Consider the following 24,246-nt stretch of genomic DNA (forward strand, 5'->3'; position numbering starts at 1 on the left):
GATTGGTGTTTTCGAGAACATTATCAGTTTTACGAGCATGTTCCGTTAACATAGAGGCATATATATTGTTCTTATCAAGCATGTGTTTTCCCTAAAGTTGTAATTGATTGTTAAAAACAAGCTCCCCTTTACTTTCGTAGAATGGTTTCTTGCCGGATAGTCATTTTTTATTCCAACATTCCCTCTTTCCTTTGCTATTAAGTAAGCTACTCACTCATTTTTAAAATGGAGTATTTTACGAACATTGTCAACAAGAACTTTCCTATGCAACACGCAAGATTTGATTTAAATTGTAAAGAGCTTACATGTACGGGATACTCCTAAAGTGACAGTTCACAAGAAAAAAGAAAACATATAACTTGTTCATTTTACAATCGTACTGAACATATGTATTTCCGTTAGAACTTGGTTTGACCGATCGAATGCCTGGCATTAAAATGAATATAAGAAAATTTTCGAAAAAAGGTGAAGAAATGCCGGAGGAACAGAAAAGAACTTCCCTCGAGAACGCATTGCATGTTTTGAAGCTTTTTTCCATGGACGAGCCGGAAATGAGCGTCACCGATGTTTCGAGGAAGCTTCAAGTAGCAAAAAGCACATCCCACCGCCTTTTATCGTCACTCGCTTCGGAAGGCTTTGTGTATAAAGACCCGCATACAAACCTTTACAGCCTGGGATCTTCCATCTTGTCACTCGTTCAAATTGTCAACTCACAAATTCCAATAGCCAATGAAGCGGTTCCGATTTTAAATATGCTTGTGGAAACAATCGGGGAAAATGCCCATTTGGCGATATTGGAGGGGCTCGATGTCGTGTACTTGCAAACGATTGATGGAGTTTACTCGTCTGTTGATTACATCCATTTGGGAAATCGGAAGCCCGCTTTTTGCACAAGTGCCGGCCAGGCAATCCTCGCCTTTCATCCAAAGACGGCGGCGCGCGCTTCACGCCAATTGCGGACTTATGCCGTAAATACAATCACATCTCCGGACGCTTTCTTCCAAAAACTAAAAGACGTCCAAAAGAACGGCTTTGTCATATCTGAACAAGAATATCGGGACGGCATTACCGGAATCGGCGTGCCAGTTTATAATGATAAGAAACAAGTTATGGCTTCCCTCAGCATTACAGCATTAACACAAAGAGTTTCATCAGACAGGATAAAAAATAGATATGTAACCCTTCTGCAAAAAGCGTCCGGTAAATTAACTGAGATGATTATATGGAGAAAAAGAAGTGATATAAAATGAGCGGATCAACTCTCTCATCTGTTACAAATGCTTTACGGATCCTTCGACTTTTTACGCCCAAAAGACAAGAGCTAAGCTTTACGGATATTGTCAGGCATACAAACCTGCCAAAAAGCAGTACACATCGAATGATTGCCACCTTGGTCAAGGAAGGCTTTCTGTCAAAAAATCCGCGAACCAACCATTACCGTCTCGGGCTGGCTATTCTACGTCTCGGCGGTGTCATTTTCAGCCACCGCGAATTATATAAGGAAGCTCTTCCCATCGTGAAAAAGCTGTCTGAAACATTGGATGAGTCGGCTCATATTTGTTTGCTGGAGAATATGGATGTCGTCTATTTATTCCGGGTGGAAAGCCGTCATCCAGATCGACTGTTAACACAAATCGGCCGCAAAAATCCCATTCACTGTACAAGTGAAGGACTTTGTATTTTAGCCTTTCAGGACAAGAGAACAACACAAAAGCTTCTGGTTTCCGAGTTATATCCTTATACACCCTACACGATTACCGATCCAAACGATCTTCGTGCCCTCATAGCCGATATTCAAAAAAACGATTATTGTATTATGAAAGATACTTATTATGAGAACTATACAAGCATCGCAGCCCCTATCCGGGATTATACAGGCACGGTCGTGTCTTCCCTTTCAGTGATCGGACATTCCAGCCGCATTACAGAGAAAAAACAAGACATGTTTATAAAAGAAATCCAAAATGCGGCCCAAAAAATATCTCGGCATCTCGGACACTATTAAAGCCGCGCCCCTTTAAACCGTGCGGCTTAAGTTTTCCCGCTTTAACTGGCAGTAAGCTCCCACTAAATCGAGATTTGGGGATCAGCTGCCTATAAGACTCGGATTTCAAGAGTTCGAGGAAAAACGAGATTGATAAGTCGGGAATTAACTCCCGGTATCAGCCCGATTGGACCAACTAACGATCAACATGAACGCTGATGGGAGTTTCGCTCCATCTTCTTTTATGATATCCGTATAAAAAATCAGTAGCTTGATAGTTTCGTGATGTGTGGGACTGGAATAGTTTGTCCCGCATGATGAGAATCAGGGGATCTTCCGCATGCAAAAACCTTTCCCATAGCCTGGCGTTCGCTTGAACGCTGGCTGTCCGCGATATGCGTTCTTTTTGATATATTTGAAAAGCGGACGAGTAGTCACCTTGACGGAGCAAGCTGTCCGCAAGCACCAAAGCGTCTTCCAATGCCTGGCACCCGCCTTGAGCCAAATATTGAAGCATGGGATGGGCAGCATCACCAAGGAGGGTAATATTTCCCTTCGTCCAATTTTCCAATGGCAGGCGATCATACATGGGCCAACGAATTTGGCGGTCAATAAACGAAATCGCCTTTTCAACCAGGGGATGCCCACCTGCAAAACGGCGGTCCATCTCCTCCGGCGTCCCCCAATCACCAGAGTTCGGTTTGTAGTTGTATGACTTAAAAACAACAACTTGATTGAACAACTCTCCCCGGCGAACAGGATATTGTACAAGGTGCAAGTTAGGCCCGATCCACATAACAACGTCTTCCATGTTAGCATCCGAAATTTCCCCGATGGGGATCGTGCCACGGTATAAAAAACACACCGTTTGATGCTATAATAGCTGTATTACCACTGGAACAGAAATGAGGTGAAATAATGGAAAAACTAATGGTGCAAATTCTTGACAAGATTCAAGATCTACAATCTAACATGAACAGCCGTTTTGACATAGTGGAAACAAGAATGTCGAAAATGGAAGCGAGAGTGTCTCATTTAGAAGCAGAACAACAAGTGATGAAAGAGGAGATATCAACCATCAAACAAACGATGGTGACAAAAGAAGATATTGCCGATGTTGCCGACATTCCCCACATCAAAATGGCTGTCATGGAAATATCAGAGGCAGTCAAACGAATGGAAGAAACCCAAGAAAAACACGAACGCACACTGGACTTGCTTTCACGGCGCTCGATTGATCAAGAGGCTGATATTGCCAAACTGCGCCAGATTATATAAATCTATCTCCTTTGCTCACATCACCTCAAGAATGAATCCAATCTAACAAAGTCGAGTTCCTTCTATTATATATACACCGTTTTTTCCCACTCAAAAAAATCCATTTCCAAAGATGTTTCTCGGAAATGGACTTTCATTTATTTTTACACGATGACAGGTTTAAATTCTGATTTCACTTCCTGATGGCCATTATTCATATCAAGCTCCTGCTTTCTTTCGAGGCCGAATTTCTCCAGGATAGGCAAGTCGTTTGTTTGGAAGAGGTACGCGTCTTTCTCTGCTACGTGTTCATGCCACGCCCAGTTTGGCACAACGAAGTAGTCGCCTTTTTCCCAGTCAAAACGGACACCGTTTATAATCGTATAACCAGCACCTTCATGAACATGATAAATGGACGCATGAGTATGGCGATGTGCCTGTGAATGGAATCCTTTCGGCAACTTTTGCATCCAGGCTGCAATGGTCGGACAAGCTGTTTTTCCGTTGGAAGGATTGATATACTCGACAGCATAGCCGTCAAATGGATCTGGCTCGAATCTGCTTAAACCTTGGAGCGCAGCTTCGGTATGCTTCCATTTAAAATTTCCGAGCGGCGCTTTTTTCTCATAGCGATCCCCAATCGGACGGACCATTCCACCTTCATACCGCTGTTGGGAATAGTTATCCGGCAAAGAAGGCTTCTCCAGTTTTTCCGGATAAGGCTCAAAAAATGTTCCGCCAAGATAGTAGATGGTTGGAATATCGAGGCAGTCCATCCAAATCATCGGTTTGTCACCAGGGTGTCCATGCCCGTGCCAAAGTCCGTTTGGTGTTGTTAAAAAGTCGCCCCGTTCCATGAACAGGCGCTCTCCTTGAACGATGGAGTAGGCTCCTTCTCCTTCCATGACAAATCTTAAAGCATTTTGCACATGACGGTGGGATGGTGCTTCTTCACCAGGCAAAATCAATTGAACTGCCGCATACAGGGTTTGCGTCGTGGATGCCCATCCCCAAGGCTTGCGGTAATTCAATCCAGGGTTTTGCAAATAGATCGCACGCCGTTCGCCGCCTCGGTCCGGTGTAAAAATCTCGGTTGCCTCCATTAGTTTTTTATGGAGCAGGTCATACTTCCAAAGATATGGTTGCGCATGCGGTTCGGGAGTATGCTTCATCAGATCAGGGATTGCGTTCCATAGCGGTCCAAGGTGATATTGCTCAATGTCTTTATTAAAATCCTGGACTAAACTGCTTTCAAAAAACGAACTTTTTTCAGCCATTTTTCTTCTCCCCTTTATTGTAATTTGGACAAATTGCGTTGAATTTGTCCATTATGACCTTGGATATGCCCGACGATCAATTTGTCAATAATAAATTGGACCGGTTTTCGGTCAAAGTTCGGATTGCGGCTTGGCGCGATCAATTGAAGCTGTTCATCCGTCAATTTACTTAACGTTTCCTCTGTTTGAGCCGGAATGTTCTCTAGATCTTTGATGACGTTTTCAACTGCCAACTGATCCACCGCCGCTTCGTCTACAGCTTCTAAACGAATCTTATTTGTATGGTCTCTTCCCCACACATTTTTGGGGCTTTGAATAATTTGACGAATTTCTCCCAGCCAGAAAGGAATCGCTTCAGCTACATGTGCGATCACTTGCATAATCGACCATTCTTCGGCTGATGGCTTCCAACGGATCGTATCTTCAGAAAGATTTTTTACCGTATTCACCATCTCATGGATTGCTTTCTCCACATCACGAATGGCTTGTTGTTGGATTTTTCCGGGCATGCCCATTATCCCTCCACTCTTTTTACTTTGTTCTCAAGAACTCCTACTTTATCGACTTCGATACGAACGACATCTCCATCTTTCAAAAACGCTTGGGGTTCTCTCGCCACACCTACTCCTCCCGGTGTACCAGTCAAAATGACATCTCCCGGTTCAAGCGTCATTAATTCAGATAAAAACTCTATGAGACGCTGAACAGTAAATACGAGATTCGCAGTATTAGAGCGTTGTCTTTCTTCTCCATTAACCGTTAAGGAAATGTCAAGTCCAAAAGGGTCGGCCAACTCATCGGATGTAACAAGCCAAGGCCCCATCGGCGCAGAACCGTCTACAACTTTTCCTTGAAGCCATTCAATCGTCCGCCGCTGAATGTCACGGTATGTGACATCGTTGACAATGGTATAACCCGCAACATATGCAAGCGCCTCTTCTTGAGAGACATTTTTTGCACGCTTTCCTACGACAAAGGCAAATTCAGCTTCATAGTCAAGCTGTTCAGAGATTGGAAAAAAGGGAATATGATCTTCCGGTCCGACAATCGTATTGGCAAATTTCGCGAAAACAACCGGATGTGTCGGTAATTCACGTCCCATTTCCAAAATGTGTTCCCGGTAGTTGTGGCCAACACAAATCATTTTTCCAGGATTGGTTACAGGAGCCTCTACTTTTACATCTCCTTTTCCGAAAACAAGCTGCACAGCGCTTTCATTGTTCAAAGCATATTGAACAGACTCTTTTGCAAATGCAAGACTTTCTTCTCCTCCTTGCAGAAAACCTTCCATATCAGTCGGAATATAGGCTTCTGCAATTTTTTCAGCCCTGATTTTTCCTTCTGCTTGCAACTTCGCTTGAAACGCCGCATTCAGATCAATGACTTGTGCCCCTTCAACCGCGCCGATTCTTGTAAAACCGTTGTGTGTAAAAGTGACCAGCTTCATTTTATCCTCTCCCCTTAATTCACTTATAGTTAACATTGTTCTCTTTATTAAAATGTATCGTATCCGCTTTCAGATGTCAATATTGAAAAAAACAACAGTTGGACAGATGAATAAAATTATGACATGATAATTTCAAATGTTAAAAGGAGTGTTTTTGGGGTGGAAAAAAAGAAAACACTCCCTGTTATACAGTCACTGCAAACAGGGATTGGCATACTGGAATTATTTGTAAGCGAAGACCGGCCCCTAAAGTTTTCCGAGATTCAGGAGCTGACAGGCATCACAAAAAGCAACTTGCATAAATATTTAAACACATTAACGATTACAGGATTGCTGCATCGCGACAAAGACCAGGGAACATACCATCTTGGAAGTAAATTAATCGAATTTGGAAATGCCGCAATTGGAAGTGTGGATTTAATCCAGAAGGCGACCCCCTATTTAAAAAAAATCAGCCGGGAGTTGCAACTTACCGCATTATTATCCGTTTGGACACATGATGGCCCTGTCATCGCCAATATTTGGAACAGTCAACCGGGACTGAATATCGGTGCGCAAATTGGGACTCGGCTGCCCGTTCTTTCATCGGCCGGGAAAGCCTATTTGGCTTTTAAAGATGAAGCCGCCGTCAAAGAATGGAAACGGAAAGGGCTGGAGTACATGCCCTTTGAGTCGAAACAACAGCTTGAAGAAGAACTGCCCAACATCAAACAGCATTATTTTTCATATGCGGCTGAACCACTCGTAAAGCAGATATCCTCTTTCAGCGTTCCAGTACTAGACTACAAATATGATATGATTGGCTGTATTACGATCGTTGGCTTTACCCAGCTTATTCCCACCTCCCATGAAAATGGTATGAGCACATTTGTGATTGAACAGGCGTTTGAGCTTTCCGAATGCTTTGGCTGGCAAAAAGAGAGCTAAATTTCTTTTGGGTCAGGAATAAACAGAAAGCCCCGTATAGAGTGCGACCGGTGTTGGCGCGAGAGGATGATTTTTTATTCCAATCCACGCATGCGACGACGCACTCGTAAAAAATAGAGATGGAACTGCCGGCGTAAATCGTTCCAAGTTCCATCGCCCCCTCCAATGCACCGGCGATAAGTGCGCCTCCCCCAATGCCGATATCGAAAAAAGCCCAATCAGCGCTTCGTGAAAGCTTGAAAAAAAGCCCCCGTCCGAAGCCAATCTATCCCGCCGCCAATGCTCATCTCTCCATAAAACATGCCTGTACCATAAAGCACTCTGGAAAGACAATCTCATTAGCGCCATATTGATTACACTAACGCCCAGTGAACGGATAAAAGAAGGACAAAATCATCAACAGCCAGTAAACACAGCTTTGAATGAAAAAGCACTGGAATAAGCAGAGCAAAATAAGCGCGTAAAATGGAAATCGCAAATATGGCTTGTTTTTTCTTCCCGGGGATATTTTGTTCCTAGACCAAGCGATCGCGCCCTAACACGCTTATGTCCAATTTTCTAAAAATCGTCAGTCTACTAAAAGGCCGGGAAACCCAGAGCCAAGTTTTTAACTTGACAGAATTCTCCATCCCTTCCCCACATTCGCTAAGATCGTTCCTGTTGTAGTCCATTCCAAGCCGAGGAGATGCCATTACGAATAAGCGGAATAAAATGATTGTTTACCCCAATTTTTCAATCCACGCAACTATTCCAAGGAAGATCGCATCACTAGGACACCTGCAGTACCGATTGCACTATAGAAAAAACATATGGAAACATTTTCGACTGAAAAATTCGCGACAACCAAGCCTCCATCTAAGGAAAATTCTCCTCTCGTTTATATTTTGAAGTGATGAATTTCGCAAAAGTTCCATATAGAGGAACTATAAAGTGTTTAAAAGCGCTTTCTTACCATAACATAAAGTTAATGATTCATTATGCCGGTCGAAAGGAGAATTTTATCATGGCCAGTCATACAGCTTATCCCGTCTATGAATTTCATACGACTCTTGAAAGCTACCAATTGCACAAACTCAATCAAATGCTCGTTTTTCTTGTAAAAGAAAATGAATTTTATCGAAGCAAATTAACTGGAATCACATTGCCTCTTCGTTCCATGGCTGATGTATCAAAGCTTCCTTTTACGACAAAGCAAGAATTGGTAGACGATCAAACGCAATTTCCTCCTTACGGGAAAAACCACACATATCCCATCCAGAGCTATGCGCGCTACCATCAAACATCTGGTACTTCCGGACGGCCACTCAAAGTGCTTGACACAAAAGAGAGCTGGGAATGGTGGGAGACATGTTGGGAAGAAGTTTTCCGTTCAAGTGGCATTAATAAAAATGATACCGTTTTCCTGGCATTTTCTTTCGGCCCGTTTATCGGTTTTTGGGGTGGATTTGAGGCCGCGAAAAAGATGGGAGCTTTTGTAATTTGCGCTGGGAGCCAAACTTCGAAAGAAAGATTGGCGACAATGATGGAAAATAATACAACTGTCTTGCTTTGCACACCGAGCTATGCTCTTCATTTAGCCGAAGTTGCCGAAGACATGGACCTTGATCTTCCAAACTCGTCCGTTAAAACGATTATCACCGCGGGAGAGCCGGGTGGATCTGTTCCATCGATTCGCCGGCAAATTGAAACAGCATGGGGAGCAAAGTTGTACGACCATGTTGGTATGACGGAAATGGGGGCTTACGGTTATTCATGCCAGACACAAAACGGCATTCACGTGAATGAATCGCAGTTTATTGCCGAGATTTTGAATATGGAGACGAGTGAACCCGTGAAACATGGTGAGAAAGGCGAACTCGTATTAACCAATTTGGGGCGTTACGGATATCCGCTTATCAGATACAGAACAGGAGATGTCGTGATCAACCATCAGGAAAAATGCCCGTGTAACAATCATTTTCGATTCTTGCCGGGCGGCATTATCGGCCGCGCCGATGATATGGTTGTCATTCGCGGTATTAATATTTATCCATCCTCCATTGAAGCAATCGTTCGGGAATATCCGGAAATCAAGGAATTTCGGATTATTTATTATACAAGCGGGGACATGGATCAAATCAAAGTCCAAATCGAAACAACAGATACCAGAGTTGAAAAGAAGCTTTCAAGCGGGCTGCGTGAACGAGTTGGGCTGCGCATTGAAACAGAAGCTGTTGAACCAGGCGTGTTACCCCGCTTTTCCATGAAAGCGAAACGGGTGATGGATCAACGGAACAACAGAATTACAATATGAGAAGCGCAAAAAGCTGTCCGGACATTTCCCGGTACAGCTTTTTATATTATAACAAGTATATAACGTTTCCCTCCATTCCAAGCGGAAAGTGGCCATACTCAAGCAGCTTCAACAATGGCGAAAACAATTCCGATTGCCCGGCTATTTCCGCAGCAGCAATCAATACGGCGATATACATGGCATGACCCGTCAAAAAGCGGACGGTCTTTTCTTCTTGAAAGGCGGGATAGGCTTTTTCAAAAGCAACATGGAATACAAATTCGGGCAATGCGTCTACCGCTTTTTCCAACAACTGCCCCCGCCCCTGTTCATCCACTTTCTTTTTTAACTGATCTGGAAGCGCGCTCAGTACTTCCCATAATGGGCTTTCTTCAAAACACAGTTTGCTGATCGTCTCTGCCGCTTCCGCCTTGGATATCCACTTGACCGCATAATCGGTTACATGTAGTTTTTTCATAAAATACCGGAATAATGCTTCAGCTTGTTCATGAGGCTTACCTGCATTTTTATACCACTCTATTTTTGATAACCTGCCTGCAAGACCATTGATCGACACCCCGAGTTGGTCTTGATTGAGCATCATAGCCATTTTTCTTCCTCCTTTTGGATCAGTAACATTTAATATTTGGTTGTCAATTCAGGAGGTCCAAATTTCGGTCCATATGGCCCTTCGTCAAGCCAGCGGCCCAGTCTAGGCACAATGGAGACAAGCGAAGCCGCCAGCTCCCTTTTCATATTCATTTCCGGTGAGTCTCCCTGCAGATGATGTAAAGCGGTTGTGGATGCATCCCGGTTCCATTTAGCGGCGATTCTCCTTTCATTGGCCGCCGCCAAAATGGCTGCTCTTCTTTCCTCCTCGTTTCCTGCATGCAGCGCTTTTTCAATACCGCGGACAGCAATCAAAGCATCCGGAACACCCGAATTTAATCCCCGCGCACCAAAGGGCGCAAACAAGTGAGCCGCTTCACCGGCTAAAAGCACTCGACACTGATCATCTGTAAAAGAATCGGCCACTACTTGGTGGAAACGATAACTCGAAACCCACGTAATTCTATCTGCATATTTCGGGTCCATCACTTTGGGAATCCAGCTTTTTACCCCTTCCAAACTAGTAAACTCTTCTACATCGTCACCTTTTAATAGCTGTAAATCAACCCGCCAGCCGCCTTTGAATGGTACATGCATCACATTGCGATAGCCCATGGCTGGATGCTGGTAATGAAATACCCTTTCGATCGGAAGCGGATCATTCTCGTCTTCCTCCAAATCAACAACAAGGAAAGTGTCATGTGTTCGGGGACCTTCAAATTTCAAACCCGCTTGTTCTCTTACTACAGAGCGCGCACCATCGCAGCCAATCACGTATTTCGCTTTCCACTTGCTTCCAGAATCAGTTGTCATACAAACGCCGTTCTCTTGGATATCCAATTTTTCAACAGATTCTCCCCAAATGAATGATACCCCTGCTTCCACACACGCTTCATACATGTACTTTTCAATTTCATGCTGATGAAGTGAAGTAAAATGCGGCAATGCATTCGGATCTTGATTATCCGTTCTACCGTAATTCCGGACATATACTTCTTTCCCACGGTACAACGTCCGCTTAACGGGCCAAATCACTCCGTTTCTGGCCAATTCAAAGCCAAGTCCTTTCCAGGTTTCCTCCAGCAGCTTTAAAGTGGCACTATGCAAATAAATCGCACGGCTTCCCGGCCTTGGATGATCTTTAGGATTGGCTTCAATCACCACACAAGATATCCCTTTTTTTTGCAGCGCCAACCCGGCGGTAAGTCCAACAGGGCCTGCTCCGACTACAACCACATCATATTTATGGATTGTCATATTCTTCTATCCCTTCATTTATTTGACTCTATTATATTCGGGATAGCGTTTCCAAAATAGAGGATTGTTCCTGTATGCGGAACTCTTTACAAATGGAATGAACCAACATAATAAAGGTAGGAAAAACCTGTTTTTTTAAAAAACAGGGTTGTAACTTGTATAGAAAGTAGATGGCAGATCAAAAAAGTGGGCGTATTTTCCAAAAAAAAAAAAAAGCAAATCAAAAAATGGGGAGGAATTACTGGAATCGGCAAGTAATTCGAATAAGTGGAGAGCATTCTCTAAAAGTCGCGAGCAATTCAAAACTTGGTGAGGAATTACCTCGAATCGGCAAGTAATTCGAATAAGTGGAAAGTATCTCCCAAAGGTGGCGAGCAATTCAAAAAATGGGGGAGTATTTTCCAAAAGTTATCACATAAGTAGACCTCAAAAAAATGAGTAATTCCCAAAGGGAGGATGGGTTTGCCGTACGTAAACTTTCGGCTTATTTTTCACGTTTCAAAAATCCAAAGGCTTCTTGGGCTTCTTTTGGAATGGGTACGGCTTTCGGCTGACTATTTTCAATCGACGTCCAAGCCCTCACCTCATAGCCCTTGGCAACAATCTTGTTCTCCCTCTGAAATACATGTTCTACTTTAAATACTTTCTCTTTCATGTCAATGATTTGTGAATGGACTTCTACCAAATCCTCAAAAAATAAAGGAGACTTAAACTGGCAAAAAGTTTCCAATAATGGCAAAATAATGTTCTTCTCTTTTTGCAACTTTGATACAGGCATCAGTGCTGCTCCGACCAACTCGTGAGCGGCCTGATCCATCCAGCGATAAAAATTTGGATAAAAGACGATCCCGGCTGCATCTGTATCTCCAAAGGCCACCTTGATTGTATGTATGTTTTTCATGTTCATTTATCCTTTCTCTATTTTATTGTTTGATTCATGCGCTTTCACTCACACGGGCTTTCCATACAAGTTGTAAAATAAACCTTTTACATCTTCATAGTACCTATGTGGTTAGTAGTTTGTAAAACGTTTTACCCATTAGCTCCTACACACGCTCTGCTCAAGGATTTTCATCAAATGATAGAGAAGTGATAGGTGCGGGACTTTTATATGATGTTTTTTCGCCCTTGCCCATATGGCTCCATTTAGAAAATCAACCTCTGTCTTACGCCTATTTTGAATATCATAATACATAGAGGAATAATGATTTCCGGACATAGAGGGATGACATACACGATATATGGTTTGCTTTACCTTTTCCTTATCAAAATCAACCTGTTCTGCTTTGGCGACAAGATCTATTTCATTTAGCATTCCATCAATGACTTCGGAAATGCCTGAATATGAACCGACATGGGCAACCGTGCTTAATGTCAGCGTACAAAGAGGATTTAAGATTGCATTAAAGGCCGCTTTTTCCCATATACTTTTTATGACATTTTCCGACACACCGGCATGTAAACCTGCTTGCTGAAACAAGGAAACGATCTGGTTGGCGCCATTTTTCCTTTTCCCACCCATATACATGATTTCGTTATAGCCAGACCCAAATGCCGCAACACTCCCAGGCCCTTGTAAATTTGCCGCATATGTTGTCGTTCCGGCAAACAGCTGCTCTTCTTGAACATAGCGCGCCAATACCTCCAAATTTCCTATGCCATTTTGCAACGTTAAGATGCTCGTGTCTTCGTCTATGATAGCTTGGCATCTTGCCATCATGTCTTCAGTATCAACTGATTTTGTAAAAACGATGATCAAATCGATAGGAGTGTTTACGCATTCCGGAGCAACTGCCTTTATATATACTTGATGAACTCCGTCCTCATTTTCTACGCTCAACCCGTATTTGTTAATCTGTTCCACATGAGCTTGCCAACGATCAACAAGGATCACCTCATAACCGGTTGCAAACAGCGCAGCCCCAAACCGGCACCCCATCGCTCCAGCACCCACAATGGCAATATTCATTTTTCCGTCTCCTTATCAATTTTTCATTTTTAGATAAAAACCTGCCCGAAAAATGGAGGCAGGCCTTCAATCAAAAGCCCCAAATAGGGAACATGACCAAAACAGGAATATAGGTGATGACCAACAATGCGACTATTAAAGCCAGCAACATCCATCCAGAATGACGGGATACTGTCATAAGCGGCGACTTTCCTATGTTCGATGAGATGAGAAGCGTGGCCCCAAACGGCGGTGTTGCCATTCCAATAGCTGTATTGACTACCACAATAATGCCAAAAATGACTGGATCAATCCCAAGCATATGGATAACGGGGAGGAACATGGGAACAACGATAACTAGAATCGCCATTGTATCCATAAAAGCGCCAAAGAAAAGCAAAATGACATTGATGATTAATAAAATCACAATTGGATTTTCCGACAATGACAAGAAACTGCTGACAATTGTGTTTGGAATGTTTTCATAAGCCAAGACATAGGCAAATAATGCGGCATTGGCAATCACAAACATGATCGTAGCTGTAGATTTAGAGGAATCCAAAAATATTTTCCATACATCTTTCATCTTTAATTCTTTATAAATGAAGAAACCGACAATCGTTGCATAAACGACAGCTATGACCCCGGACTCTGTCGGGGTAAAAATGCCCAAAAACACCCCGCCCAATAATATGAGTGGTGTGCCCAATGCCCATAGAGAACGTTTTAATGCTTTAAAAAATTGACTAAAGGTAAATGGCGCATTGCTTCCTTTATAACCCCGTTTCTTTGAAATGATATAAACGACGATCATCAGCGAGATGCCAACGATCAGTCCTGCCGGCAAACCGGCTACATATAAATCTGATATAGAGGCCCCCGAAAGACTGCCATAAATAATTAAAGAGATACTGGGTGGTATGATAACCCCCATAGGACTTGCCGCAGACACAATCGCGGTGGCAAAGCCGCGGTCATACCCTTTATCGACCATTGCCGGGATCATCAAGGTGCCAAGTGCCGCAGCTGTTGCGATAGAGCTTCCCGAAATAGCCGCAAAAAACATGCATCCAAGTATCGTTACCAAGGCCAGACCACCCGTCATTTTGCCTACAATAGAATTCGCTAAATCCAAAATTCTTTGAGCCAATCCTCCGGTGAGCATCAGATTTCCCGCCAGAATGAAAAAGGGAATGGCCATCAAAGCTGACACATCTACCCCGGAAAATAAACGCTGGATCACAATGGTTGGTGTTATATCAGCTATGATTATGTAAATAATAGATGAAAAACCGATTGTAATGGCCATCGGAACACCGAGTAAAAAGAACACAACTGTTAAGATAAAAAACATGGCTACCATGATTGATCCTCCTCTAGCGCGACATGTCGTTTTGCACCTATTTTCGCTAATATATGAATCATCATGATGACGGCAGATATTGGAATAACCGAATAGATCCACCCCATTGAAATCCCGATATTCGCCGAGCTTTGTGCACCAACAACTTCAAGTGCTTGAATTCCAAAAATAATAAGAAAAAGGGAGTAAGCAATCATTACGGCCCCTTGAACAGGAGCGAGCCACTGGCGCAAGCTTGGCCATCTGTCTTCAAAGATGGAAACCGTCATATGAGTGTTGTCGCGGGTGGCGGAGGCTGCCCCGAGATAGACGATGCCAATCATTGCAAAACGAGATAATTCATCAGACCAAAGAATGCCTCCTTGAAAAAAGTAACGCAAGGCAATATGAATGGCTAACACGATCGTCATCATGAACAAAAAAGAAGTAATGAATGCTCTGGTCACCATATCTATCCCCTCGCTGATCTTATCCATTATTTTCTTCATCTCTGCCAACTCCCTATATCATTCAAAATAAAGGGCCTGTCTAAAAAGTCCCCTTTAAAGTAATCAACTAAAATTCAAAGCCTAAGAATGTTGATTTTCAGCATTCTTGGCTTTGTTTTTTTTAGTTTTCAAGCTGCAATATGACTTTTCCGACAGCTCCGGTTGATTTTATTCAATAGATTGAATCTTCTTTAGTAAGTCGTCACCATATTTTTTTGTGTAAAGTTCATATACTTCATCAAATCTCCCATCAAACTGGCTCCTATCAAAATTGTTGATTTCCATGCCTTTTTCTTTTAAAATTTCCTCATACTTTTCGTCGTTGGCTTCATTTTCTTTTGAAATTTCTTGTCCGGCCTCGGCGGCGGCTTCCATCACTGCCTGTTGTATTTTATCCGGAAGATTGTCCAATATCGGCTTGCTCGCCATTAAATAAGCAAAGACAAAATGGATGCCTGTCTTGGAAACATATTTTTGAACTTCATCCACTTTTTCATCATGAATGATATCCAACGTATTTTCTTGCGCATCGATTGCCCCTTGTTCAAGCCCCGTATACGCATCTCCCCAGTTCATTTGTTGCGGGTTTGCTTCCAATGCCTTGTATGAAGCAGTATAAAAATCACTTTCAATCACCCGTATGGACAGACCTTGAAAATCTTCGATTGTTTCAATAGGTCCTTTATTATTCGTAACGTGACGAAATCCTCTGTTCATAACGCCCAACATTTTTAAATTCGCATCCTCTGTTAAGCCCATAAACTCTTTTCCAGCATCAGAAAATACAAATTGATTTACATGTTCCCAATCATTGAATAAAAAAGGCAAGTCTACTAGCGACACTTGCGGGGCAAATTGTGAAACCGGCGGTCCGCTAATGACGCCAAAGTCAAGTGTTTGTAATTGCATAGCCTCAAGCAATTCGCGATCCGCCCCTAATTGTCTAAAGGGATAAATGGAAACGCTTGCATTTCCACCCGTCTTTTTCTCCAGCTTTTCTTTAAACAACTGGGAAAATTTCTGGTAATTTGAATTTTCAGGAGCCTGGTGACCAAGCTTAAACTGGTAAGTGGCCTTACTTACAGATGAGGATTGATTACTTCCTTTTTCCCCTTTTTTGTCATTGGAAGTATTGCTTGCTGAATATTGGCCGCACCCTGCCAAAAAGACCAAAATGATAGAAGATAGCAACAGCATAAAAATGAGCTTTTTTCTCATAACCAAAATCCTCCTCATTTTATTTGATTATATTTTTGATAACGGTTACAAATGAGCGCTTTATTCCTGTATATGGAACTAAAATGATTGCATCTGAAAAAAATGATTCTATGAATAGATAATGGACCCGCTTAATTCCTTTATTTTTTGTGCCAACAGCGCTTGATGGCTCCGATTCCAAGTCTATTCCTTGCGGCTCATTGTAACAGATGCTCCACTACTGACAACATGAATGCTATGGACCATTTAATAGAACAGACCCTAACGTATCGACTTTTTCTTCAAGCAGCAGATAATCTTCTATGATCCATGCCGGAAGCAGTTGCCATCCTAAATGATTGAAGTCTCTAAACAAGTATTCATCTTTCTTGGTCTTCTTTTGCTATGACTGTTTGTTTCCAATCTACTGGCACTTTGCTAAACAAAGGATCTTGAGAACTCCCATGCTCCCCGATTACCGGGCTGTATTACGTTTCCTACCTGAAAGAACGTTCAAGCCGGTGAGAATCGTTTAACGTATTTGCCAGGCGAGAAAGCAATGCGTTTTTATAAAAAATAATTCAGTGTATCTACGGGATTGGGTGCGGTTATCATCAATGCGTCTTTTGGATATTCGCTATTGATTGCTCAAAGAGCTTGATATTCCCCTTTAAAAAAGTCCTGTTTGATACAACGTCGTTTCGGTTCAACTCTTGTAATAATCACTATCATATGACTTCCTGCCAAATCGCTACATTCTCCCTTAGGACATTTCTTTATCGGCACACACTTTGGAGATCAGCAAATGATGTAACAAAATTCGTTCATTGAGATCCAGCAAGCATAATTCCTTTCCCGAACTTGGCCCAAGCGAAAAACAATTGCGGAGCCGAGAGTCCCGGCTCCCCCAATGATCGAAACCTTCACGATTACTCCCACCTCTAGGGAAATGATCAGTTTAAAACTGTTATATGAAAATAGAATTTTTTATTGTTAAAAAGCAAATTCCCTTTCTTTCGTCTGTACAGACACCCATTTTGCGCTAGTAAATTCTTCTACTACCCAGGGATTTCCAAACCGGCCAAGCCCACTGGATTTCGTGCCGCCAAAGGGAATATTGGGGGCATCGTTTACTGTTTGGTCATTGATATGAGTCATCCCGGCATCAAGTTCCAAGGCATACCGTTCTCCTTTTTCCAAATCGCTGGTGAAAATGGCGGAACTTAAACCCCGGTCCGTTTCACCAGCAATTTTTATGGCCTCTTCATCCGTCTCCGCTTTTATCACAAGAGCGATTGGAGCGAATAATTCTGTCTGCGCAATATGACTGTCATTTTTTACATCGGCAAAGATAAAAGGGGTCATCACATTGCCTTCAATGCTTCCTTCCAAAACGGTCCGTGCTCCTTCTTTTTTAGCCAGTTCTACGTAGCCGGCCGCTTTTTTCAATTGCTGCTCATTAATAAGCGGGCCAATAACTGTATGTGGATCTTGGGGATTTCCACATGGAAGCTCTTTCGCCCGGGCCGCAAATGTTTCCACAAACTCCTCATACTTATCTTTGTGAACGATGATTCGATTAATGATCATACATATTTGCCCTTGGTGTATGAATTTTCCGAATATAGCTGCCTTTACTGCCTGATTCACATTGGCATCTGATAGAACAACAAACGGACTATTGCCGCCCAGCTCCAAGGCGACTCTCTTTAAGTTCCTTCCTGCTATTTCTCCTATACGGCGTCCTACCGCTGTAGAGCCCGTAAAACTGATCAGGCGGGGAATGGGGTTTTCTATCATTTCATCTCCAATTTCTTCTATATCGGTTAATAACATGTTAAACACGCCGGGGGAAAGGCCTGCATATTCAAATGCTTTCGCCAGTATGACACCGCCAACCAAGCCTACTTGGATATCTGGCTTATGCACAACCGCATTTCCGAGCGCGATGGCCGGAACGATTGTTCTAAGCGACAAATTCACCGGGAAATTAAACGGAGAAATGGACGAAATGACACCGAGAGGCAGACGATAAACCTTATTGATTTTTCCTTCCGGACCGCCGGGAACCTCCCTGACTTTTCCCACTTCATGAACATAGTTGAGCGCCTCCGCCATTACTCCCACAGCAAGGTGATGTTCCACATTTGCTTTTAAAATCGTTCCACCGGTTTCCCTGCTGATGAGTTGAACAATTTCTTCCTGATGTTCATTCATGTATTCCACCGCTTTTTCAATGACTTGCTTCCGTTCTTCAACCGAAGATCGCGCCCAGCTTTTCTGGGCCTCTTCAGCAAACTGGAAAGCGTTTTGGAGCTGCTCCTTGGATGCGATGTTCATTTCGGCAATCAGCGAACCATCGTAAGGATTTATATTCTGATATGTTCTCCCGCTGTCTCCTGCAACCCATTCTCCATTGATAAAACTGTTGGTCATCTGCTCAAAGCTTTGCATACTCAATCTCCTTCCTCATTTTCTTTATTAATGGCTTGCAAATAGACATCCAAAACAGCGGACCTGCCAGACTTTACTGCTTGAAGCGCCTTTTTTAACGCTGCTTTCACTTCTTCCGGTCTTGTAACCTTTTTTGCATAGGCTCCTCCTGCTGCTTCCGCGATTTTCGAAAGATCTGCATGCGGCGTAAAGTCTACGAAGAACTCGTTCATTTGTTTGGCAATCCCGTCAGGATGAACACCCAAAGTGGAAAGTTTGGGAGATTTCCAGCCCCTGTTATTAAAAATAACTGTAAGAAAGGGCAACTTATATTTACGGGAAATCCAATGGACGGAAGAAGGTACACTAAACAGATAGCACCCATCACCAATTAAGTTGATCACTGTTTTGGAAGGGTCTGCAAGCTTAACTCCTATGGCCGCGCCTCCATTCCAGCCAAGTCCCCCAGCCCCGCTGCCCAATATGGAACCGGGCTTCTTCCGGTGCAAATGGGTATACGATACTTCATAACTTGAAATTAACTCATTGGTTATGATGGTGTCCTCATCACATAATTCCCGGATCGCCGCCAACAGATATTCGGGCGTAATAACATCTTTTGGATATTTCTCCGCGGCACCCTGTTTCCCGCGCAGCGCATCATGATATGCTTTGATCCGCTGTCTTCGGTTTTTAACTTGCTCCCTATGAATGTCGGTTGTAAGCAAGGCGGCGTTTAATTGCTGAAGGGCTGTTTCCGCATCAGCGGCGAAAAACCGTTTTGCGGGAATGTACCATAGCGGCATACCTTCTTTTAATGGGTCCTCGTCGATATAATAAATGACAGCATTCTTTGATGGCTTGTTTTTAAAGGGAATCCAAGGAACATCACTATCGATAACGAGAATGAAGTCCGCTTCTTCCAGAACGGTATTTTGCGCTGGCGTATTCCACTGGTAACCACAATGGAGTATGTTATCAGACGGGAAGTTCATATAATTGGGAACAGACTCAAGTACCGGGATCGCCATTTTTTCACAAAATGCGATTAACTGTTCGACCGCCCTTTCGTTTTTTCCAATATACGAAGTAACCACCAGAGGGTTGGCAGCCTTTTTCAAGTCTTCTATTATCGGCTGTATTTCCATGGGCGCCAAACCACGCGGCGCCACTGGTTCCCACTGCTTTGGATTGATGCTTACCGGTTCGGTTTCCGCTTCCATTACTTCTCGTGAACCTATTAAATAAACCGGGCCTTGGGGACTTGTCTTGGCAATCTGCAATGCCCGATGTACGATTTGTTTTATATTCGTTCCCGTTTTGATTTCATAATCATATTTCATGTAATCTCTTACGATGCCCCGTTGATCGGGAACATCCTGAATCCAGTGAATAAATTCATTTCTGCTTCCTAAAAGCTCTCCTTCTTGCGTAATAGGCGAGGTCCCCGCAAAAATGAGAACTGGAACACGGCCTTTCCAAGCATTATGGATAGCCGCACCCAAGTTTTGCGTTCCGCACTCAACATGGACAACGACTGCCTGTGGTTCTCCGGTTATCTGGGCATAGCCATGGGCGGCACTGAGCGCGACCATTTCATGTGGACAAATGATGACCTCCGGCAATGTTCGACCTTCTTTTTTGGCATCAGCCAATGCTTCTATCATAGCCGGGTGATCACTGCCAAAATTGGCGAAAAGGTATGATACCCCCGCTTCTTGCAAAGCCTCAAGAAATGCTCTACTTGTTGTATACATACTCAAGTCCATTACACCTTTCTGTTATTTTTTGAAAAATGAAAATCGCGTTAATTAAATTGTAATTCCATTAGGACGTCAGTACAATACGATTACATCTATACTTTTGATAGATATGATCTATCAAAAAGGAGGAAGAAAACATGGAACTGCGGTTGCTGAACTATTTCTTGGCCGTTACAGAGGAACTCCATTTTACAAGGGCCGCTGAACGGCTGGGAATTAGCCAGCCCACACTCAGCCAGCAAATTCGCTTGCTTGAAAGCAGGTTAGACACTGTCCTATTTCATAGAAGCGGGAAAAAGGTTGAATTGACTGAAGCCGGAAGGATTCTGTTGGAGCACGTGAACAGAGTGTTTTTCGAATTGGATCAAGCAAAAACGATTATTCAAGAATTGAAGGGGCTCAACCGGGGAGAATTACGAATAGGAAGCTCTGGAAATCATCTCATTTATTCACCATTGCTTTCCTTTCATAAGCAATATCCCAACATTAAGATTTCTGTCTTTGACCTTAAAACTGAAAAAACCGTAGAAAGACTATTGAATTCCGAATTTGACCTAGGCATCGTTTTTTTGCCGGTTCATCATCCAAGAATAGAGACCATCCCACTTTTTTCCTCTAAGCTATATGTCGTATTATCCAACCATCACCCATTAGCCGAAAAAGACACAGTTCATTTGCAAGAACTGCAAGAGTACCCACTGTTTTTATTGCCTGAACAATATTTGATCCGCCAAGAGGTAGATTTATTTAGTAAAAAATCCGGTTTCCGATTAGAGCCGATCGTTGAATTATCCGATACAAACTCACTCATTAAAATGTCCATTCTGAACAACGGTTTTACTATACTTCCCAAGCTTTATGCAGATTACGCCACTGACCTGCCTATTAAATTGGTTAAAATAGCAGACAACGTTCCGGTTATGGAAATAGGCGCAATATATCGAAAAGGGATGATTTTTTCAACAGCTATTCAAGCGTTTTTACAGCATCTAAAAGACTTTTATCAAAAAGGGCATTAAGGAGCAGTAGGAAAAAGCCCACGGAACATGGCCGCACGATGTAACATGTTGGCCAGTAAAACCTCGAAACGCCAGCATCAAGAGCTGGGCATCAAAGTGAAGTGTTGAGTCAGCGAACCTCAAAGCCCCACTGCTAAGACGCTGAACAAAGGCTCATACCAAAAGCGTGCTGGCTGAAAAAAGGTTCGGATCAAAAGCGTGCTGTTGGCAAGATGCTCAGACAGCGATACTCTGAAAAAAATTACTCTTTATCTTCGAGCGCTTGACGATGCTATCAAGACTTTGCTTGTCTTGTCGGTTGCACAAATACACCTGTACGTCACGGCGCCTTTGGGAAGAAGGAAAATGCTTGGCGGTTGTCAATTTGACCATAAGAGTTGGACAACCAAACTTTCTTCTTTGGGAGGACAAAATGCGTGGCGGTTGTCAATGTTTGTGTATGGTGATTGCCGCGGGTTGCAACAATCTTTGGGAGGACAAAATGCGTGGCGGTTGTCAATGCCTTGGAGCGGTACCGGAATGAAGCAATAGCGAAATGAGGATAAGGATAAGGGACGGAAAGGTAATGACAACTTTGCTACACCCGAACCCTCTTGGCTTGGAACAAACATCGTTTCGCCTTTGTGAGCGCGTATCCTTGAAAACGCGGGAATGTTTCTGGCAACATTACTTGTCTGTCGCCGGCGGATCAATCGGGCCTTTACAGGCAGTCGCTTCACACTTTTCTTTGATGAGCTTAGCTGATGGCACTGTAACAAAAATAGTTGATTCATCCACCTCCAAATGGTGAATTATTTGTCCGCTCCTTAAAAAAGGGTTAAAAAGACCCCTTTTTTGATGATGATAACGCTCATTGCTGCTGTCATTGGCTTATTAAAGGGAGGACAAAATAAGAAGGAACTGCGACAAATTTTCCAAAACTTTGTATACTAAAGGTATACGACAAAGCTGAAATGATGTAGAAGGAGAGATTCCATGACAAATTTCAAAACGGCTGATCTATGCGACCATCATGCCGAGCATGTGCAAGTATGCAAAATAGACTTTCACTCATACGGGAAAAAAGCTCGCTTTTTCGGAAAAGTGGAGACCGTAAAAGTACATGAAGACAACGTCCTTTTTTTACAAGCACTGGAAAATGTCCCTGAACATTCGGTTGTGGTGGTTGATGGAGAAGGTTCCAGGAACTGCGCTTTAATGGGAGATCGTTTGGCAGGCATCGCAGCAGCCAGAGGACTTGCTGGAGTGATTATCAACGGCTGTGTCAGAGATTCGGCGGATCTAGCCAATATCACTGTCGGCATATTGGCCATTGGAACAAACCCTTTGAAAAGTAAAAAAGAGGGAAAAGGAGAACGCGGAGGTATTTTGGAGTTTGGAGGAGTTACATGGAAACCCGGAGATTACGTGTATGCCGATGAAGATGGCGTCATTGTTTCCGATCGGGAGCTTGGGTAAAATAAGCGCATATAGGTGACAAACGGACTCCCGGCAAAGCTTTTAGCCGAAGTGTCATCATTTAATTGAATTGAGATTTTATGTTAGCGAGAGATGTCCATTTAAAACCGATTTATCATGACACATTAAAAATTCATTGGAACAGTTTAAGGAGTATTTTAAATGGTAAAGAAAGTAGTTTCAGCCACTGAAGTTGCTAAATTAGCCAATGTATCGCAATCAACGGTATCCCGGGTTTTTACCCCAGGAGCCAGTGTATCGGAAAAAACAAGAAAAAAAGTGCTCGAAGCCGCAGAAATACTGAATTATCATCCGAATGCCTTAGCTAGAAGCCTGATTACCAAAAAGACGAATATCATCGGCCTGGCCATGAAAGATATTCAAAACCCATTCTACCATGAGGTATTAGGAATTTTTTCAAAAAAGCTTAGAGAAAAAGGATATTTTGTATTATTCGTTTATACGGAAAATGAAGAAATCCAGCAAGATGAAATCCATCATTTCCTGGAATACAATGTGGAAGCAATCATTGTGACAGATGCCCTCTTGTCTTCGAAGCTGGTCGAACAGCTCAGGAAAAATGATATCCCTGTCATATTGTTCAATCGGTATGAAAAGAGTTTATTATGCAACTCGGTTAGCTGTGATAATATATATGCGGCAAGAGAAATTGCGGCTTATGTCTATAAAAAAGGGTTCACAGACATCGTATATATTACTGGAAAAATCAATACATCTACCAATAGAGACAGGCAAAAAGGGTTCACAGAATATTTAAAAGAAAAAGGAATAGATGTAAAAATAATAGAGGGAGATTATACATATGAAAGGGCATTCCATGTGACAAAACAGCTCTTAGAAGACGGGCACAAACCGGAGGTCATTTTCGGCGCTAATGATATAACCGCCCTCGGTGCCCTGGACGCGCTTAAAGAAAAAAATATTCGCATCCCCAAAGAGACGGCAGTTATTGGATTCGATGACATTAGAATGTCTTCTTGGCCTAACTACGCTTTATCCACATGGAACCAGCCAGTTCATGAAATGGTTGATGAGACAATCAATATCTTAATGTCCACTAAACAAAGAAAAGATCCGCAAACAATCAAAGTGAAGGGACACTTTATTCACCGGAACACAACCGTTTAAAAACCCTGTTCTCAAAGAAGGCCATCTCACACAACATGAAAAGAGGCCTTCTTAGGAAGCAGAAAAGATCAATCTGCAAATGAGAAAATCGTAACTTAATAGAGTCACATATTGGAAAAACGAAACGCCGCATGTCAAGAACTTTCCGCTTATGCGCGGATTTTGCTTTATGCGCGGGTATTCTCCTGCATGCGCGGGTATTTTCTTCTATACGCGGGTATTCTCCTCTATGCGCGGGTATTTTTCTCTATACGCGGGTATTTTCCTCCATGCGCGGGTATTCTCCCTTATGCGCGGGTATTTTCTTCTATACGCGGGTATTCTTCTCCATGCGCGGGTATTCTCCCCTATCCGCGGGTATTTTCCTCCATGCGCGGGTATTCTCCCCTATGCGCGGG

22 protein-coding genes are annotated in these 24,246 nt (G+C 42.9%); 8 read left to right on the plus strand and 14 right to left on the minus strand.

Going from position 1 to position 24,246, the window contains the following annotated elements:
* Positions 1-437 precede the first annotated feature (437 nt).
* Positions 438-1,250 carry an IclR family transcriptional regulator gene (locus NST31_RS05895; protein WP_339164515.1) on the plus strand — a complete coding sequence of 271 codons (813 nt, stop codon included), beginning with the start codon at positions 438-440 and terminating at the stop codon, positions 1,248-1,250.
* Positions 1,247-2,005 (plus strand): IclR family transcriptional regulator, encoded by a 759-nt coding sequence (locus NST31_RS05900; RefSeq protein ID WP_339164517.1) that lies wholly within the window; start codon positions 1,247-1,249, stop codon positions 2,003-2,005. Before NST31_RS05895 ends, NST31_RS05900 begins: the two co-directional genes overlap by 4 nt.
* A 175-nt stretch (positions 2,006-2,180) precedes the next feature.
* Here the strand turns inward: NST31_RS05900 and NST31_RS05905 are convergent, their stop codons facing one another.
* The gene (locus tag NST31_RS05905; RefSeq protein ID WP_339164519.1) at positions 2,181-2,795 is read right to left on the minus strand and encodes an FAD-dependent monooxygenase; all 615 of its coding nucleotides are present in this window, start codon (positions 2,793-2,795) and stop codon (positions 2,181-2,183) included.
* Positions 2,796-2,902: 107 nt separating this feature from the next.
* Here NST31_RS05905 and NST31_RS05910 point away from each other — a divergent pair, with 107 nt between their 5' ends.
* Positions 2,903-3,262: a hypothetical protein gene (locus NST31_RS05910; protein ID WP_339164521.1), complete on the plus strand. Its 360-nt coding sequence runs from the start codon at positions 2,903-2,905 to the stop codon at positions 3,260-3,262.
* Between the two features lie 143 nt (positions 3,263-3,405).
* Here the strand turns inward: NST31_RS05910 and NST31_RS05915 are convergent, their stop codons facing one another.
* From NST31_RS05915 to NST31_RS05925, 3 genes are read right to left on the minus strand one after another with little or no spacing between them, the layout of a single operon-like run.
* Positions 3,406-4,518 (minus strand): cupin domain-containing protein, encoded by a 1,113-nt coding sequence (locus NST31_RS05915; RefSeq protein WP_339164522.1) that lies wholly within the window; start codon positions 4,516-4,518, stop codon positions 3,406-3,408.
* A 14-nt stretch (positions 4,519-4,532) separates the two neighbouring features.
* Positions 4,533-5,027 carry a DinB family protein gene (locus tag NST31_RS05920; RefSeq protein WP_339164523.1) on the minus strand — a complete coding sequence of 165 codons (495 nt, stop codon included), beginning with the start codon at positions 5,025-5,027 and terminating at the stop codon, positions 4,533-4,535.
* A gap of 5 nt (positions 5,028-5,032) precedes the next feature.
* Entirely contained in the window at positions 5,033-5,965 is a 933-nt protein-coding gene (locus NST31_RS05925) for a fumarylacetoacetate hydrolase family protein (protein ID WP_339164525.1), read from the minus strand.
* Positions 5,966-6,124: 159 nt separating this feature from the next.
* Between NST31_RS05925 and NST31_RS05930 the strand changes: the two genes are divergently transcribed.
* Positions 6,125-6,892, plus strand: coding sequence for an IclR family transcriptional regulator (locus tag NST31_RS05930; protein ID WP_339164527.1), 768 nt, complete (start codon positions 6,125-6,127; stop codon positions 6,890-6,892).
* Between the two features lie 12 nt (positions 6,893-6,904).
* On the opposite strand, the gene NST31_RS05935 is transcribed toward NST31_RS05930, so the two are convergent.
* On the minus strand, positions 6,905-7,039 hold the full coding sequence (locus NST31_RS05935; RefSeq protein ID WP_339164528.1) for a hypothetical protein: 135 nt from the start codon (positions 7,037-7,039) through the stop codon (positions 6,905-6,907).
* Positions 7,040-7,895: 856 nt separating this feature from the next.
* Between NST31_RS05935 and NST31_RS05940 the strand changes: the two genes are divergently transcribed.
* Positions 7,896-9,185, plus strand: coding sequence for an AMP-binding protein (locus NST31_RS05940; protein WP_339164531.1), 1,290 nt, complete (start codon positions 7,896-7,898; stop codon positions 9,183-9,185).
* Between the two features lie 46 nt (positions 9,186-9,231).
* Here the strand turns inward: NST31_RS05940 and NST31_RS05945 are convergent, their stop codons facing one another.
* The 9 genes from NST31_RS05945 to NST31_RS05985 form a co-directional block, all read right to left on the minus strand.
* Positions 9,232-9,774: a hypothetical protein gene (locus tag NST31_RS05945; RefSeq protein WP_339164533.1), complete on the minus strand. Its 543-nt coding sequence runs from the start codon at positions 9,772-9,774 to the stop codon at positions 9,232-9,234.
* A gap of 29 nt (positions 9,775-9,803) precedes the next feature.
* On the minus strand, positions 9,804-11,030 hold the full coding sequence (locus NST31_RS05950; protein ID WP_339164534.1) for an NAD(P)/FAD-dependent oxidoreductase: 1,227 nt from the start codon (positions 11,028-11,030) through the stop codon (positions 9,804-9,806).
* A 484-nt stretch (positions 11,031-11,514) separates the two neighbouring features.
* Positions 11,515-11,931 carry an acyl-CoA thioesterase gene (locus tag NST31_RS05955; protein WP_339164536.1) on the minus strand — a complete coding sequence of 139 codons (417 nt, stop codon included), beginning with the start codon at positions 11,929-11,931 and terminating at the stop codon, positions 11,515-11,517.
* Positions 11,932-12,069: 138 nt separating this feature from the next.
* A complete protein-coding gene (locus NST31_RS05960; RefSeq protein WP_339164538.1) occupies positions 12,070-12,999 on the minus strand; it encodes a 2-dehydropantoate 2-reductase in 930 nt (309 codons plus the stop codon).
* Positions 13,000-13,069: 70 nt separating this feature from the next.
* The gene (locus NST31_RS05965; RefSeq protein WP_339164539.1) at positions 13,070-14,341 is read right to left on the minus strand and encodes a TRAP transporter large permease; all 1,272 of its coding nucleotides are present in this window, start codon (positions 14,339-14,341) and stop codon (positions 13,070-13,072) included.
* The gene (locus tag NST31_RS05970) at positions 14,335-14,829 is read right to left on the minus strand and encodes a TRAP transporter small permease (RefSeq protein ID WP_339164540.1); all 495 of its coding nucleotides are present in this window, start codon (positions 14,827-14,829) and stop codon (positions 14,335-14,337) included. The genes NST31_RS05965 and NST31_RS05970 overlap by 7 nt, the downstream gene beginning before the upstream one ends.
* 168 nt (positions 14,830-14,997) lie before the next feature.
* Positions 14,998-16,047: a TRAP transporter substrate-binding protein gene (locus NST31_RS05975; RefSeq protein WP_339164541.1), complete on the minus strand. Its 1,050-nt coding sequence runs from the start codon at positions 16,045-16,047 to the stop codon at positions 14,998-15,000.
* Positions 16,048-17,019: 972 nt separating this feature from the next.
* Positions 17,020-18,480 (minus strand): aldehyde dehydrogenase family protein, encoded by a 1,461-nt coding sequence (locus NST31_RS05980; protein WP_339164543.1) that lies wholly within the window; start codon positions 18,478-18,480, stop codon positions 17,020-17,022.
* 2 nt (positions 18,481-18,482) lie between these two features.
* Positions 18,483-20,216 (minus strand): thiamine pyrophosphate-requiring protein, encoded by a 1,734-nt coding sequence (locus NST31_RS05985; RefSeq protein WP_339165488.1) that lies wholly within the window; start codon positions 20,214-20,216, stop codon positions 18,483-18,485.
* Between the two features lie 143 nt (positions 20,217-20,359).
* Between NST31_RS05985 and NST31_RS05990 the strand changes: the two genes are divergently transcribed.
* The 3 genes from NST31_RS05990 to NST31_RS06000 all read left to right on the plus strand — a co-directional run bounded on the left by NST31_RS05990 (position 20,360) and on the right by NST31_RS06000 (position 23,848).
* Positions 20,360-21,241: a LysR substrate-binding domain-containing protein gene (locus NST31_RS05990; protein WP_339164544.1), complete on the plus strand. Its 882-nt coding sequence runs from the start codon at positions 20,360-20,362 to the stop codon at positions 21,239-21,241.
* Between the two features lie 975 nt (positions 21,242-22,216).
* Positions 22,217-22,699, plus strand: coding sequence for a ribonuclease E activity regulator RraA (rraA, locus tag NST31_RS05995; protein ID WP_339164545.1), 483 nt, complete (start codon positions 22,217-22,219; stop codon positions 22,697-22,699).
* 162 nt (positions 22,700-22,861) lie between these two features.
* A complete protein-coding gene (locus NST31_RS06000) occupies positions 22,862-23,848 on the plus strand; it encodes a LacI family DNA-binding transcriptional regulator (protein WP_339164546.1) in 987 nt (328 codons plus the stop codon).
* Positions 23,849-24,246: the final 398 nt, after the last annotated feature.

Source organism: Siminovitchia sp. FSL W7-1587, from assembly GCF_037963795.1.
In the GTDB taxonomy this organism is placed as follows: domain Bacteria; phylum Bacillota; class Bacilli; order Bacillales; family Bacillaceae_C; genus Siminovitchia; species Siminovitchia thermophila.

Bases quoted from the DNA above. Each gene is read 5' to 3' on its own strand.
- NST31_RS05925 (WP_339164525.1), bottom strand. From the start codon at position 5,965: ATGAAGCTGGTCACTTTTACACACAACGGTTTTACAAGAATCGGCGCG.
- NST31_RS05990 (WP_339164544.1), top strand. From the start codon at position 20,360: ATGGAACTGCGGTTGCTGAACTATTTCTTGGCCGTTACAGAGGAACTC.
- NST31_RS05985 (WP_339165488.1), bottom strand. From the start codon at position 20,216: ATGTATACAACAAGTAGAGCATTTCTTGAGGCTTTGCAAGAAGCGGGG.
- NST31_RS05940 (WP_339164531.1), top strand. From the start codon at position 7,896: ATGGCCAGTCATACAGCTTATCCCGTCTATGAATTTCATACGACTCTT.
- NST31_RS05980 (WP_339164543.1), bottom strand. From the start codon at position 18,480: ATGCAAAGCTTTGAGCAGATGACCAACAGTTTTATCAATGGAGAATGG.
- NST31_RS05965 (WP_339164539.1), bottom strand. From the start codon at position 14,341: ATGGTAGCCATGTTTTTTATCTTAACAGTTGTGTTCTTTTTACTCGGT.
- NST31_RS05975 (WP_339164541.1), bottom strand. From the start codon at position 16,047: ATGAGAAAAAAGCTCATTTTTATGCTGTTGCTATCTTCTATCATTTTG.
- NST31_RS06000 (WP_339164546.1), top strand. From the start codon at position 22,862: ATGGTAAAGAAAGTAGTTTCAGCCACTGAAGTTGCTAAATTAGCCAAT.
- NST31_RS05955 (WP_339164536.1), bottom strand. From the start codon at position 11,931: ATGAAAAACATACATACAATCAAGGTGGCCTTTGGAGATACAGATGCA.
- NST31_RS05905 (WP_339164519.1), bottom strand. From the start codon at position 2,795: ATGGAAGACGTTGTTATGTGGATCGGGCCTAACTTGCACCTTGTACAA.
- NST31_RS05900 (WP_339164517.1), top strand. From the start codon at position 1,247: ATGAGCGGATCAACTCTCTCATCTGTTACAAATGCTTTACGGATCCTT.
- rraA (WP_339164545.1), top strand. From the start codon at position 22,217: ATGACAAATTTCAAAACGGCTGATCTATGCGACCATCATGCCGAGCAT.
- NST31_RS05910 (WP_339164521.1), top strand. From the start codon at position 2,903: ATGGAAAAACTAATGGTGCAAATTCTTGACAAGATTCAAGATCTACAA.
- NST31_RS05950 (WP_339164534.1), bottom strand. From the start codon at position 11,030: ATGACAATCCATAAATATGATGTGGTTGTAGTCGGAGCAGGCCCTGTT.
- NST31_RS05945 (WP_339164533.1), bottom strand. From the start codon at position 9,774: ATGGCTATGATGCTCAATCAAGACCAACTCGGGGTGTCGATCAATGGT.
- NST31_RS05970 (WP_339164540.1), bottom strand. From the start codon at position 14,829: ATGAAGAAAATAATGGATAAGATCAGCGAGGGGATAGATATGGTGACC.
- NST31_RS05915 (WP_339164522.1), bottom strand. From the start codon at position 4,518: ATGGCTGAAAAAAGTTCGTTTTTTGAAAGCAGTTTAGTCCAGGATTTT.
- NST31_RS05895 (WP_339164515.1), top strand. From the start codon at position 438: ATGAATATAAGAAAATTTTCGAAAAAAGGTGAAGAAATGCCGGAGGAA.
- NST31_RS05960 (WP_339164538.1), bottom strand. From the start codon at position 12,999: ATGAATATTGCCATTGTGGGTGCTGGAGCGATGGGGTGCCGGTTTGGG.
- NST31_RS05920 (WP_339164523.1), bottom strand. From the start codon at position 5,027: ATGCCCGGAAAAATCCAACAACAAGCCATTCGTGATGTGGAGAAAGCA.